General features: G+C 60.8%; 11 protein-coding genes. 2 read left to right on the top strand and 9 right to left on the bottom strand.

Annotation, left to right across the window (positions count from 1 at the left end; all coding sequences use genetic code 11):
- From rsmA to ACE4YL_RS07440, 7 genes are read right to left on the bottom strand one after another with little or no spacing between them, the layout of a single operon-like run.
- On the bottom strand, window positions 1-864 hold the full coding sequence (rsmA, locus tag ACE4YL_RS07410; protein WP_461358060.1) for a 16S rRNA (adenine(1518)-N(6)/adenine(1519)-N(6))-dimethyltransferase RsmA: 864 nt from the start codon (window positions 862-864) through the stop codon (window positions 1-3).
- Window positions 865-874: 10 nt separating this feature from the next.
- Window positions 875-1,075 (bottom strand): hypothetical protein, encoded by a 201-nt coding sequence (locus tag ACE4YL_RS07415; protein ID WP_461358059.1) that lies wholly within the window; start codon window positions 1,073-1,075, stop codon window positions 875-877.
- Window positions 1,062-2,465, bottom strand: coding sequence for a replicative DNA helicase (locus ACE4YL_RS07420; RefSeq protein ID WP_461358058.1), 1,404 nt, complete (start codon window positions 2,463-2,465; stop codon window positions 1,062-1,064). The genes ACE4YL_RS07415 and ACE4YL_RS07420 overlap by 14 nt, the downstream gene beginning before the upstream one ends.
- Entirely contained in the window at window positions 2,452-3,120 is a 669-nt protein-coding gene (locus ACE4YL_RS07425) for a DnaD domain-containing protein (RefSeq protein ID WP_461358057.1), read from the bottom strand. The genes ACE4YL_RS07420 and ACE4YL_RS07425 overlap by 14 nt, the downstream gene beginning before the upstream one ends.
- A 2-nt stretch (window positions 3,121-3,122) precedes the next feature.
- The gene (locus tag ACE4YL_RS07430; RefSeq protein ID WP_461358056.1) at window positions 3,123-4,979 is read right to left on the bottom strand and encodes an ABC-F family ATP-binding cassette domain-containing protein; all 1,857 of its coding nucleotides are present in this window, start codon (window positions 4,977-4,979) and stop codon (window positions 3,123-3,125) included.
- Window positions 4,976-6,001, bottom strand: coding sequence for a D-alanine--D-alanine ligase family protein (locus ACE4YL_RS07435; protein WP_461358055.1), 1,026 nt, complete (start codon window positions 5,999-6,001; stop codon window positions 4,976-4,978). The genes ACE4YL_RS07430 and ACE4YL_RS07435 overlap by 4 nt, the downstream gene beginning before the upstream one ends.
- 23 nt (window positions 6,002-6,024) lie before the next feature.
- Window positions 6,025-6,408 carry a RidA family protein gene (locus ACE4YL_RS07440; protein ID WP_461358054.1) on the bottom strand — a complete coding sequence of 128 codons (384 nt, stop codon included), beginning with the start codon at window positions 6,406-6,408 and terminating at the stop codon, window positions 6,025-6,027.
- Window positions 6,409-6,612: 204 nt separating this feature from the next.
- Here ACE4YL_RS07440 and galT point away from each other — a divergent pair, with 204 nt between their 5' ends.
- Window positions 6,613-7,587, top strand: a complete 975-nt coding sequence (galT, locus tag ACE4YL_RS07445) for a galactose-1-phosphate uridylyltransferase (RefSeq protein WP_461358053.1) — start codon at window positions 6,613-6,615, stop codon at window positions 7,585-7,587.
- Complete coding sequence (locus tag ACE4YL_RS07450) at window positions 7,580-8,770, top strand: galactokinase (protein WP_461358052.1); 1,191 nt, start codon at window positions 7,580-7,582, stop codon at window positions 8,768-8,770. Before galT ends, ACE4YL_RS07450 begins: the two co-directional genes overlap by 8 nt.
- Here ACE4YL_RS07450 and mgtE read toward each other — a convergent pair.
- Both mgtE and lonC read right to left on the bottom strand, forming a co-directional pair.
- Window positions 8,742-10,088: a magnesium transporter gene (gene mgtE, locus ACE4YL_RS07455; protein WP_461367080.1), complete on the bottom strand. Its 1,347-nt coding sequence runs from the start codon at window positions 10,086-10,088 to the stop codon at window positions 8,742-8,744. The two genes, ACE4YL_RS07450 and mgtE, sit on opposite strands and share 29 nt — an antisense overlap.
- Before the next feature lie 291 nt (window positions 10,089-10,379).
- Window positions 10,380-12,171 (bottom strand): Lon family ATP-dependent protease (lonC, locus tag ACE4YL_RS07460; protein ID WP_461367179.1); only part of this gene is annotated, 1,792 nt, incomplete at its 5' end.

Below are 12,171 nucleotides of genomic sequence, written 5' to 3' on the forward strand. Positions count from 1 at the left end.
TCACACTCCCTTCAGCAGTTCTTCCGTAAGCTTGCTGTACTCCTCCAACGACAGGTTTTCCCCCCGCTCCGTGGGCTCAATCCCGCAGCTGGCCAGGGCCTCATCCAGCTGCTCTAGCTTCAAGCCCCACTCCGCCACCAAGGCTTTCAGGGCGTTGCGCACCGTTTTCCGCCGCTGCTGGAAGGCGGCCCGGATCACCGCAAAGAGCTCCTGCCGGGGCGCGCTGACCTGAGGGGGCCGGGGCTCCAGCTTCACCACCGCGGAATCCACGGCCGGGGCGGGCAGAAACACGGTGCGGGGCACCTTCAAAACCAGGGAGCCTGCGGCGTAGTACTGCACGGCCAGGGAGAGCACCCCATAGTCCTTGCTCCCCGGGGCCGCCAGCATGCGCTCGGCCACTTCTTTTTGCACCATGACCAAGATGCTCGCAAAGGGCAGGCCGCACTCCAGGGCCTTCATGATCAGGGGGCTGGTGATATAGTAGGGCAGATTGGCCACCAGGCTTAAGGACTCGCCCCGCCAGCCCGCCCCTGCGAGGAGCTCCTGCCAGTCCAGGCCCAGGGCGTCGCCCTCCACAATGGTGATCTTGGGATTTGGCAGGATCTCCTTGAGCACCGCGGCCAGCTCCCCGTCGATCTCCACCGCCACCACATGGGCCGCCCTTGCCGCCAGCCCGCTGGTGAGGGCCCCCAGGCCGGGGCCTATTTCCAACACCCAGCTTTCCCCGGTCAGGGCAGCGCTTTCCAGGATGCGCCTGACTATATTTTGATCCACCAAGAAGTTTTGACCCAGGCCCTTCTTGGCGCCAAGCCCCCGCTCCCGCAGGAGGCGTGCTACATACGATGGACTGGTTAGTTGCGACACGCTTTCACCTCTAGCTGATCAGATCGCTCAAGCCCCTGCTGATGCGGCGCAGCTCCTGCTCAAAGCTTTCCTTGTCCAGCTCATCTAAACGATCCAAAAGATCGCAGATGCCCAAGTACTCCTCCTCGCTCAGCTCCCCCAGCTCCAGCAGGCGCCGGCAGGTATCGATGAACATCACCTTGGTCTTATCCAGCTCCCTATCTAGCGCCATGGGCCACCTCCACCTGTCGTTTAGTTTCTTCAATAAAGCGGGTGTATTCCTTTATAAATCTCAATTGTACCACACCGGTGGCCCCTTTACGCTGCTTGGCAAAGATTACCTCCGCCAGACCCTCGGTGCCCTTTTCCCGGGCCAGCTCTGGGTAATAGTAATCGTCGCGGTAGAGGAACATGACCACGTCGGCGAATTCTTCGATGTTCCCCGAATCCCTGAGGTCGCTCATCATGGGGCGTTTGTTCTCCCTGCTTTCCACGCCCCTGTTCAGCTGGGAGCAGAGGATCAAAGGTACATCCAGCTCCCCCGCGAGATCCCGCAGCTCCCGCACCATCTCGCCCACGATCAGGGCCCAGCTGCGGTTGGCGTTGCCGGGGGGCTTGATCAGCTGCAGGTAGTCGATGACAATCAGGCCTAGATCGGGGTTTTCCGCCTTGAAGCGGCGGGCCTTGGCCCTGATCTCCGCCACGGTCAAACCCCGTTTGTCCACAATGGCGATGGGCAGATGATAAAGGTCATTGAACACCTTCTGGGTGAGCTGGAACTGCTCGTCGCTGAGCTTGGTCTGGTACTCGTGGGCAGAGACCACGTGCTGTCCGTCCTGTTTGTAGGTGAACAGCTCGCTGAGGACGATGCGGTCCCCCAGCTGCTCCGCGTCCATCTCCAAGCTGAACACCAACACCGGGATGCCCCGCTTGGCTACGTTAGTTACCATATTCAACAGCAGCGCCGTCTTCCCCATGCTGGGGCGGGCCGCCAGGATGATCAAATCTTTCTTCTTAAAGCCAGTGGTCATGCCGTCGATGGACGGGAAGCGCACCGAAAGCCCGTAGGCATCCTCCTGGCCTTCCCGGCGGCGCAGCAGGTTGAGGTAGCACTGGCTCAAAACCTCCAGGAGGTTTTTCACTTCGTTTTCCGGGCCGCCCTGGGCCTGGGTGGCGTCGAAAATGAGTTCCTGGGCCCTGGCCTGGAGCGCCGCCAGATCCTCCGCCTTGGGATCCAGGGCCATGGCCCTAATGGTATCGCAGGCCTTGATGATCCGCCGGAGGCCCTCCTGGCGGATGAGGATCTCCACACAGGGCTCCAGTTCGCTTAGGGAGACGAAAGATTCGGTGAGGGCGATGAGCAGCTCCGCGGGGGATTCAACGCCCTCCGCCACCAGGCGGTTGTAGATCTGGCTGTAGGAGATGCGCCCCTGTTTGTGATAGAGATCGAGAATGATCTCGTAGATCCGCCGGTGGCCCAGATCCACAAAGTGGGACGGACGCAGGCGGTCCGCCACCTGGTCCACTTGGGACGGATGTTTGATGAGAATTCCCAGAACCTGCCTTTCCGCAGCCAGATCCATGGGCAGGTCGAAATCCTGCATAACTTCACTCGAATTCATCGGGGAATACCTCTTTCCATTTTTTCTCTGCTGGGCTCAGCTCCCTGCGGCCGGCAATGGGGCCCAGCACCTTGGTGAGGTGGGAGTTTTCCAGCAGATCGTTGTAGGTGCGGATGCCCGCGGCATGCCAGTTGCGCAGAATACCCTCCAGGTAGGGAAAGCTGGGTTGGGCAGCTTGGATCAGCATCTCCTCCACCGCCACGGCAATCACTTCGTGGGACAGGGCCTTGACCTCCATCCAGTACAGCAGCTTGCGCATCTCCTCTGGGGAGGCAGGCGCCACCCGGGCAGACCAGTAGCTCACCAGCCATTCGAAGGCCTCGGGCTCAACGGGCTCCGCCTGTTCTTCGGCGGCTGCGGCCTCAGCCAGCTCCGGGATGGCCAGCTGGATCTCCAGGCCTTCATCGTTGATCCACCCTTCATCGGCCAAAAGGGCCAGGGCCTTGCTCACCTCCCACTTGGGGAGCCCCAGGCTCTCTGTGAGGTCGTCGATCCTCAGGGGCCTGCCCAATTGAGCCAAAGCTAGCAGATTGATCCAGACCAAAGTGGCGACGGGGCCTAGGCGCGCCTGGCTGTGCAGGATTGCCTGGGGCACCTGAATGGGCAGCCCCTCCACGCCCTTGAGGAGCACCCCTCTGGTTCTCTGGCCGGGCATACTCATTCCTCCTCCTGTGCTTCCACTAAGCACTCCCATGCTGCATACTTTTCCGCTAAACGGGCCTGCATCTCTTGGTATTCCTGGATTACAGGTACGCTTTGGCTTTCATCTTGGTAAAGCTCGGGGGAAGCTAAGGCCGCCTCCAGTTCAGCCACCCGCTCTTCCAGGGCCACGATCTCCTCTTCGAGAAGCTTCAGCTGCTCCCTGCTTTTGGCCGAAGGGCGGCGGGGTTTTTCCGCCGCGGGCTTGGGCCCTTTGGCCCCGCGCTCTGCGGCCTGGATGGCCCGGGCCTGTTCGTAGGCTTCATAGCCCCCGGCATACTCCCGCAGCCTGCCGGCTTCCAGCGCCCAGACCTTGGTGGCCAGTTTGGAGATGAAATAGCGGTCGTGGGACACGAAGATGATGGTGCCGCTGAACTCCGCCAGGGCCCTTTCCAGAGCTTCCCTGGCAAAGATGTCTAGATGGTTGGTGGGTTCGTCCAGCAGCAGCACATTGGGGCGGTGCAAAAGCAGCTTGGCCAGGGCTAAGCGATTGCGTTCACCACCACTTAACATAGTGGTCTGCTTAAACACATCTTCCCCCCGGAAGAGGAACCTGGCCAGAACTGAGCGCAGCACCCCCAGCTCCAGCCGGTGTTCCCCGTAAAGCTCCTCCAGCACCGTGTTCTCCGGGTCGAAGCTGATCTGCTGGGAGAAATAGCCCAGCTCCACGCCCGCGCCCCAGCGCACGGCACCTTGGAACTCCAGCTTACCCGCGAGAATCTTGAGCAGGGTGGTTTTCCCGCTGCCGTTGGGGCCCAGAAGGGCAATGCGCTCTCCCCGCCTCACTTCCGCGGATATGCCCCGCAGCACTTCCTTATCCCCAAAAGCTTTGCCCACATCCTCCAAAACGGCCACCTTTTCCCCGGAACGCCGTTTGGGCTCAAAGCGGATGGTCATGCTGGGATCATCCAGAACCCGTTCCAGCTCCGGCAGCCTGGCCAGCTTCTTCTCCATGCTCTTGGCCTGCCGGGAGCGGGTTCCCGCCTTAAACTTCTGGATGAAAGCCTCCATGCGCGCCCTTTCCTCCTGCTGCCGCTCCAGGCTTTCCTCCAGCTGGGCCAGGCGCAGCTCCCGCTGGGGCAGGTACTGGGAGTAGTTCCCCTTGTACCGGTAGAGCCTTCCTCCGTGGAGCTCCCAGATTTCCTGGGCGATCCGGTCCAGGAAGTAGCGGTCGTGGGAGACCACGATGAAGGCCCGGGGATAACCAGCCAGGAAGCTTTCCAGCCAGCGGGTGGCCTCCAGATCCAGGTGGTTGGTGGGCTCGTCCAAAATTAAAAGAGACGGACGGTCCAAAAGCAGGCGGGCCAGGCTGATGCGCATCTGCTCTCCGCCGCTGAAGCTGGAAAGGGGCCGGGGGAGATCTTCATCAGCAAAGCCCAAACCGGCTAACACCTGGTTGATCTGCACCAGGTAATCATACCCGCCCCCATGCTCGAAGCGATCCCGCAGCCGGGAGTAGCGCCCCAGGGCCTCCTCCAGGGCGGGCCCGGGCTCCAGGGAAGCGAGCTTTTGCTCCAGCTGCCGCAGGCTCTGCTCCAGCTCGATCTGGGCGGCAAAGGGCTCCTTGAGGAACTCCTCCAGGGTCCCTCCCTCCCCGGGGGGCAGCTGCTCCAAAAATCCCACGGTGTAGCCCCCGGGGCAGCTCAAGCGGCCCCGATCATGGCTGAGATTTCCCGCGAGGATCCGGAGCAAAGTGGTCTTCCCCACGCCGTTGGCCCCCACCAGGCCGATGCGGTCCGCGGGTCCTATGGTTGCGGTAACTTCCCGGAAAACAAGTTCATCGCCGTAGTACTTCCATAAGTCCTCGATGATCATGGGGCCCGGTCGTCACCTGCCTCGAAGAGGCTCGTGCGCAGGGCCTGGCGCTCCCGGTACTTTTCCAGGGCGATCTCGATCAAACGGTCCAGAAGGGCCGGGTAAGACAGACCAGACCGCTCCCAGAGTTTAGGATACATGCTGATCTTGGTGAAACCGGGCATGGTGTTGATCTCGTTCACCAGCACTCCGCCCTGCCGGTCCACGAAGAAATCCACCCGGGCCAGGCCCGAGCAGTCCACCGCCTTAAAGGCGCGGCAGGCATACTCTTGAATGGTCCTGATCTGCTCCCCGCTTAAGCGGGCGGGGATGATCAGTTCCGAATCCTCGCTGTGGTACTTGGCCTCGTAGTCGTAAAATTCATTGGCCGGTACTATTTCCCCGGGAATGGAGGCCTGGGGCTCCCTGTGCCCCAGCACGCTGCATTCGATCTCCCTGGCTCCCTCCAGCCCCTTTTCGATCACGGCCTTGCGGTCGAAACTGAGGGCCAGCTCCAGGGCGGGGGCCAGCTGGCTGCGGGTCTTGACCTTGGTCACGCCCACACTGGAGCCGAGGTTGGCCGGCTTGACAAACATGGGGTAGCCCAAAGACTCCTCCAGCTGCCGGGTGATGCCAGCGGGATCACCCTGCCACTGGTAGTTGAACACCACTTCCCAAGGGAGGAGCGGCAGGCCCGCCTGCCGGAAAAGCACCCGCATGAAGGCTTTGTCCATGGAAACCGCCGAAGCGGCAACACCCGCCCCCACATAGGGCAGATTGGCCAGCTCCAAGAGGCCCTGGATAGTCCCGTCCTCGCCGTAGGGGCCGTGGAGCACGGGGAAAACCACATCCAGGCCGGAGTTGCGGGTGGGATCCGCGTAGATGATCCCGTCCAGCCAGCGGCCGTCCTTATCTATTTTCATGGGTACGATCTCGTATTTTTCTTTGTCCAGGGCATTGATCACTGACTGGGCCGAGAGGAGCGAAACCTCGTGCTCCCCTGAACGCCCTCCGTAAAGTACGCCCACCTTCAGTTTGGGCATGGCGCTTCCTCCCTTATGCTCGCTCAATTCTCACACAGACAGATGGCATCTATCTCCACGGTAACCCCCTTGGGCAGCCCGCTCACCGCGACGCACACCCTGGCCGGGGGGTTCTCCGGGAAAAAGCCGCCATAAACTTCGTTCATGGTGGCAAAATCAGCCATATCGGTGAGGTATACGGTCACCTTCACCGCCTTTTGCAGGCTGGTGCCGGCAGCCTGGGCAATGCTCTCCAGGTTGGTTAGGGCATTTTTGGTCTGGGTGGCCACGCAGTCATAGGGAATCTCGCCGCTGGCCATATCTACACCCAGCTGCCCCGAGATGAAGAGCAAATTGCCCGCCTTAATCGCCTGGCTGTAGGGGCCGATGGCTGCGGGGGCCTTTTCCGTATGCACTACTTTACGCATTTCCTTCCCTCCACGTCAGTTGTGTTCAGTATACTACTTCCCCGACGGCGGGCAATTCCCTTGAAGAGGCCCGGAACTTTTTTGTACAATAGACGGGAGGGCGGGAGGTGGAAGTGTGGAAAAGCAGGTTCAGATCAAAGATGATGGACGCTATATTATCTTTTACACCTTTGCGCAAAAAAAGAAGGATCAGGAAGTGAGCACATGTCCGAACTGCGCTGGAACCCCCAGCTGAAGCAGTGGGTGATTGTGGCTGCCCACCGCCAAGACCGAACCTATAAACCCCCGGAGGATTTCTGCCCGTTCTGCCCCACCCAGCCCGGGGCGTTTCCCACGGAGATACCGGCGGAGGACTATGACATCGCCGTGCTGCAGAACAAGTACCCTTCCCTGCGGCAGCCCCCACCGCCTGTGGAGATCGGGGGCAGCGAACTGTACCGCACCGCCCCGGCGGAAGGGATGTGCGAGGTGGTCCTCTACTCCCCCGACCACCACTCCACCTTGGCCCAGGAGCCGGTGGAGCGCATCGCTAACCTGATCGCGGTCTGGACGGACCGCTGGCTGGAGTTGGGGGCCAAACCTGGCATTCACTATGTATTTATCTTCGAGAACAAGGGCGATGCGGTGGGGGTGACTCTGCACCACCCCCACGGGCAGATCTACGCCTTCCCCTTCATTCCCCCCGTGATCCAAAAGGAGCTGGACTCCGCCCAGGAGCACCACAGCTCCACGGGGCAGTGCCTTTACTGCCAAATCCTCGGGGAAGAGCTGGGGGACGGGCGGCGCATCATCGGGGAAAACGAGGAGTTCTGCGCCTTTGTGCCCTTTTTCGCCCGCTACCCCTTTGAGGTGCATATCTATCCCCGGCGCCATGTGCAAAGCCTTCCCCAGCTGAACGCCGCGGAGCAGGAGTCCCTAGCCTGCCTGCTGAAAGAGGTATTAGTCAAATACGACAGCCTGTTTGGGTTCTCCCTGCCTTACATCATGGCGCTCCACCAGGCGCCAACCAAGGGTGACTATCCCTTTTATCATTTCCACTTTGAGTTTTACCCCCTGAACCGTACCGCGACCAAACTGAAGTACCTGGCGGGCGTGGAATCGGGGGCAGGGACCTTTATCACCGACATGACTCCAGAGGATCAGGCTGCCCAACTGAGGGGAGAGAAAGAGCATGGCTGAACTTAAGGCAGGAAGGCTGCTTGAGGAGTTTAGGGCCAGGTTTCCCCATTCCCAGCCCGCCGCGGTGGCGTGGGGTCCCGGGAGGGTCAACCTCTTGGGAGAGCATACGGATTACAACGACGGTTTCGTCTTTCCCATGGCCATCGATGCGGGCATCCAGATCGCCGGCGCGCTCAATGGCACAAGCCAGGTGAACCTCTACTCCCTAAACTATGCTGCGGAGGAGAGTTTTTTGCTGGAGGAAATAGCCCCCAGCGAGAAAAATCCCTGGGCCAACTACCTGAAGGGCGTGTTCTGGCAGTTCCAGAAGCTGGGGTACAAGCCCCAAGGCGCGGATCTCGTTATCCAGGGCAATGTTCCCCAGGGGGCGGGCCTTTCTTCCTCGGCGGCCCTGGAGGTGGCAGCTGCGCTGCTTTTGGCCACCCTCCACAGCTGGAGGCTGGATGCGGTGGATCTGGTTAAGCTGGCCCAGAAGGCGGAAAACGAATTTGTGGGCGTGGCCTGCGGGATCATGGACCAGTTCGCCTCCATGCTGGGGCAGGAGGATCATGCGCTCTTTTTGGACTGCCGCACCCTGGACTATGAAGCGGTGCCCCTGCCCTTGGCCGAGCGGGGCCTGGCGGTTGCCGTGGTGAACAGCGGAGTGCGCCGGGGGCTGGCGGGTTCCGAGTACAACACCCGCCGCAGGCAGTGTGAAGAAGCGGTGCAGCTCTTGAGGGAGAGAATCCCCGGGATCAAGGCCCTAAGGGATGTGGGTGCAGAGCACCTGAACCTGGTCAATGAGCTCCCCGATCCCTTAGCCAAGCGGGCCCGCCATGTGGTGACGGAAAACGCGCGGGTGCTTGAGGGCGTGGCCGCCCTGAAAGCTGGGGATCTGGAAAAGTTCGGCCGCCTGCTCAATGCTTCCCATGAAAGCCTCCGGGATGATTACGAAGTGAGCTGCCGGGAACTGGACCTTTTGGTGGAGCTGGCCCTGGAGGTCCCCGGAGTTTTGGGCTCCAGAATGACAGGGGCAGGCTTCGGCGGATGCACCATAGCCTTGGTGCCCCAAACCAGCCTGCCCGCATTTAAGGAGCATGTGCAAAGTGAGTATCAGCGGCGCACGGGTATTGAGCCGGAAATCTTCAGCTTCCGCCCGGCACCCGGTGCCCGGGTCACAGCAGGAGCAGATCTACGATCTTGAAATAGATGATCAGGGCCGCCGCATCCACCAAGGTGGTCACAACGGGCGCAGCCATGATGGCTGGGTCCGCTTTTATTGCCTTCGCGGCCAGGGGCAGCATGCTGCCGATGGTGGCCGCGATCATGATCGTGGCATAGAGGGCCAGGGACACGGCTAGGGCCATGGAATGGTTGCCTGGGTGCATCAAGAGAATGCGCAGGAAGTTGGCTGCCGAAAGGGCGGCACCAATCAGCGCGCTCACGCTGAGCTCCTTGCGGAGAATCCGCCCCACATCCTTGATGCTCAGCTCATTGAGGGCCATACCGCGGATCACCAGGGTGGAGCTTTGGGAACCGGTGTTGCCGCCGGTGTCGGTGAGCATGGGGATAAAGGTCACCAGGATGGGCAGGGACACAAACGCCGCCTCATATTTCCCCAGGATATGGCCTGTTACCGTGGCCGAGATCATGAGGATCAGCAGCCAGACGATGCGGTTTCTGGCCAAGGCAAAAACGCTGGTCTTCAGGTAAGGTTTTTCCGAAGGGGCCATGGCCGCCATCTTCTGGAAGTCTTCCGTAGCCTCCTGGTGGATAACTTCCATGATGTCGTCGAAGGTGACGATGCCCACCAGCCGGTTCTCCTCATCCACCACCGGCAGGGACATGAAGTTGTACTTGGAGAGCAGCGCGGCCACCTCTTCCTGGTCGTCGCCGGTGCGGACGAAGATCACGTTCTTTTCCATGATGTCCCCGATCACCGCATCCTCTTCGGCCATAAACAGCTCCCGCACGGTGACTACGCCCTCCAGATGGCGGTTATCGTCCATGACATAGCAGGTATAGACCGTTTCCTTGTCTACCGCGGTGCGCCGGATGCGCTGGAAGGCCTCGGCCACCGTCATGGTTTTCCGCAGATCGACAAACTCCGCGGTCATGATGCTGCCTGCGGAGTGGGGAGGATACTTCAGGAACTGGTTGATCAGCTCCCGCACATCGGGGGAAGCGTTGCGCAGCACGCGCTTGACCACATTGGCGGGCATCTCCTCCAGAAAGTCCGCGGCATCGTCGGAAAAGAGCTCGTTGATGATGGAGCCCACTTCCTGGTCGGTGATGGCTTCCACAATATACTGCTGCATCTCGCTGGAAAGATAGGAGAAGATCTCCGCGGCCCGGTCCTTGGACAGGGAGCGGAACAGCATGACCACATGCTCCCGCTTCAGCTCCTCCATCAAAGCCGCGATGTCTGCATCCTGCAGCCCAGACAGCTCGGCCCGTACAGCCTTGAGGTTTCTCTCGGCAATCAAGCGTTCCAGATCACGAAGGTCAATCATTACTGCCATTGTTTTTATCCTCCTTTCCATTTTTCATGGTGGAGTATAAAAACGAGCAGCGCATGCTCAGGAAGCGGCACTGGGGAGAAATGAGCGCGGGCTCACTCCTCGCGGCCGCCCATCTGGGTCACTGCTCGCTTCCATACTTCGCCAGCCACTGTCCACTCACTTCTCCCCCCTTCGTATGTAGTCTACCCTTCCCTAGTCTACACCAAGGCAGCGGGGCCTGCAATTCGGGGCCCAGAAAAAAACCCGGCCGTTTACGAAAATTTCATCTCAGCCGGGTGCTTTGTATTGGGTTCAATTGGCCAAGGGCCAGGCCGGTTTGGCCTGAAAGCCCTGGGGAAAAATCTCCTGCAAAAAGTCCAGAACATGTTCTACGGGGATGATCTCCACACCCTCCACTGTTTGGGGCAGGTTGTCCAGGTTTTCCTTGGGCACAAAGACCCGCTTGACACCGGCCTGTTTGGCTCCGTAGATCTTGGCGTGGAGTCCCCCCACGGGCTTCACCTTGCCCCGCAGGGAAACCTCCCCGGTCACCGCAATATCCTGGGGAATGGGCAGCCCCTTCACCGCGCTGATGATCGCAGCCAAAATGGCCACGCCAGCGGAAGGTCCATCGATGTTCCCGCCGCCCACCACATTCACATGGAGATCGAAGCTGCTCAGCTCTTCGCCTGTGAGGGCGCGGAAAACCGAGGCCGCGTTGAACACGCTATCCTTGGCCATGCTGCCTGCCGTATCGTTGAAGCGCACCTGGCCCTTGCCCGGCTCCCTGCTGGGGAAGGCCACCGCTTCAATTTCCAGGATGGAGCCCACATAGCCGCTGACGCCCAGGCCCAAAATGCGCCCCACTTCTTTGCGGGCAGAAGCCTTGGTGGAAACGTACGAGCTGAGCCTGGCCGACTGGATCACTTCCTGCATGTCTTCCTTGGTGATCACAGCTTCGCCCCGGCCGCCTCCGCCCCGGTAGAGGGCTACACCCAGGGCATCGGCCAAGAGGCGGGTTGCCCGCCGGCCTTCGATGGTGTACTCCGCGGCCAGCTCCGCTACGCCTGGAGCCAGCTTTACCCCCAGGCGCTCAGCTGCGGCCCGGACGATCTCCACGATATCCTGGGGCGTGAGGGGATTGAAGAACACCTCCGCACAGCGGGAGCGCAGGGCCGGGCTGATTTCGGATGGATCCCTGGTGGTGGCCCCGATGAGCACAAAATCCGCGGGTGCCCCGTTGGTGAAGAGCTGGTGGATGTACTTGGGGATGTTGGGATCGTGGGGATCGTAATATGAGGACTCGAAGACCACCCGCTTATCCTCCAGCACCTTGAGGAGCTTGTTCTGCAGGACCGGATCCATTTCTCCGATTTCATCGATGAAAAGCACGCCGCCGTGGGCTTCGCTCACCAGGCCCAGCTTGGGTTCGGGCACCGCCCCATCGGCCAGATCCCGTTTGGCCCCCTGGTAGATGGGATCATGCACCGAGCCCAGGAGGGGATTGGTCACCTCCCGGGGATCCCAGCGCAGGGTGGTTCCATCAACCTCCACAAAGGGGGCACCGGGGCTAAAGGGCGTATATTCCCTCTCCTTCGCATACTGGAGGGCCAAGCGGGCCACGGTGGTCTTGCCCACCCCAGGAGGTCCGTAGAGCAGCACATGCTGGGGGAAGGGCGAGCTGAGCTTCGTGAGCAGGGACTTCACCGCCTCCTCCTGCCCCACCACCTCTTCCAACCGCTGGGGGCGCATCAGATCGGCGGTCCCCCTGCCCAGGCTGCGCTTTTCCAGCAGCTCCAGTTCCGCGTACTTCTTCAAAGTCTGGGCGTTATCAGGTCCCGCCGTTTCCTTGAGCACCTGCATGCGGACTTCCTTCAGGTACTCCAGGTGCCGCTCCTGCAGCTTGGCACTGACTTTCTGCTCCAGCTGCTCTTCCACGGTGCGCTTGGCTAAAAGATCAGCTAAATAGTCCTCCAGTTCCTGGAGGACCTGGGCCGCCTCCTCCGGCGTGCGCTGGTCCACGATGGTGGGATCATCATGCACCAGGCGCTCTAACGCCAGGATGCGGTCTTCTATCTTATCCGACTGCATTAACTCCAGCGAA

The organism is Candidatus Darwinibacter acetoxidans, from assembly GCF_041936445.1.
GTDB lineage: Bacteria > Bacillota > Limnochordia > Darwinibacteriales > Darwinibacteriaceae > DTU010.

Bases quoted from the DNA above. Each gene is read 5' to 3' on its own strand.
- ACE4YL_RS07430 (WP_461358056.1), bottom strand. From the start codon at position 4,979: ATGATCATCGAGGACTTATGGAAGTACTACGGCGATGAACTTGTTTTC.
- ACE4YL_RS07420 (WP_461358058.1), bottom strand. From the start codon at position 2,465: ATGAATTCGAGTGAAGTTATGCAGGATTTCGACCTGCCCATGGATCTG.
- ACE4YL_RS07450 (WP_461358052.1), top strand. From the start codon at position 7,580: ATGGCTGAACTTAAGGCAGGAAGGCTGCTTGAGGAGTTTAGGGCCAGG.
- ACE4YL_RS07425 (WP_461358057.1), bottom strand. From the start codon at position 3,120: ATGCCCGGCCAGAGAACCAGAGGGGTGCTCCTCAAGGGCGTGGAGGGG.
- ACE4YL_RS07435 (WP_461358055.1), bottom strand. From the start codon at position 6,001: ATGCCCAAACTGAAGGTGGGCGTACTTTACGGAGGGCGTTCAGGGGAG.
- galT (WP_461358053.1), top strand. From the start codon at position 6,613: ATGTCCGAACTGCGCTGGAACCCCCAGCTGAAGCAGTGGGTGATTGTG.
- mgtE (WP_461367080.1), bottom strand. From the start codon at position 10,088: ATGGCAGTAATGATTGACCTTCGTGATCTGGAACGCTTGATTGCCGAG.
- ACE4YL_RS07440 (WP_461358054.1), bottom strand. From the start codon at position 6,408: ATGCGTAAAGTAGTGCATACGGAAAAGGCCCCCGCAGCCATCGGCCCC.
- ACE4YL_RS07415 (WP_461358059.1), bottom strand. From the start codon at position 1,075: ATGGCGCTAGATAGGGAGCTGGATAAGACCAAGGTGATGTTCATCGAT.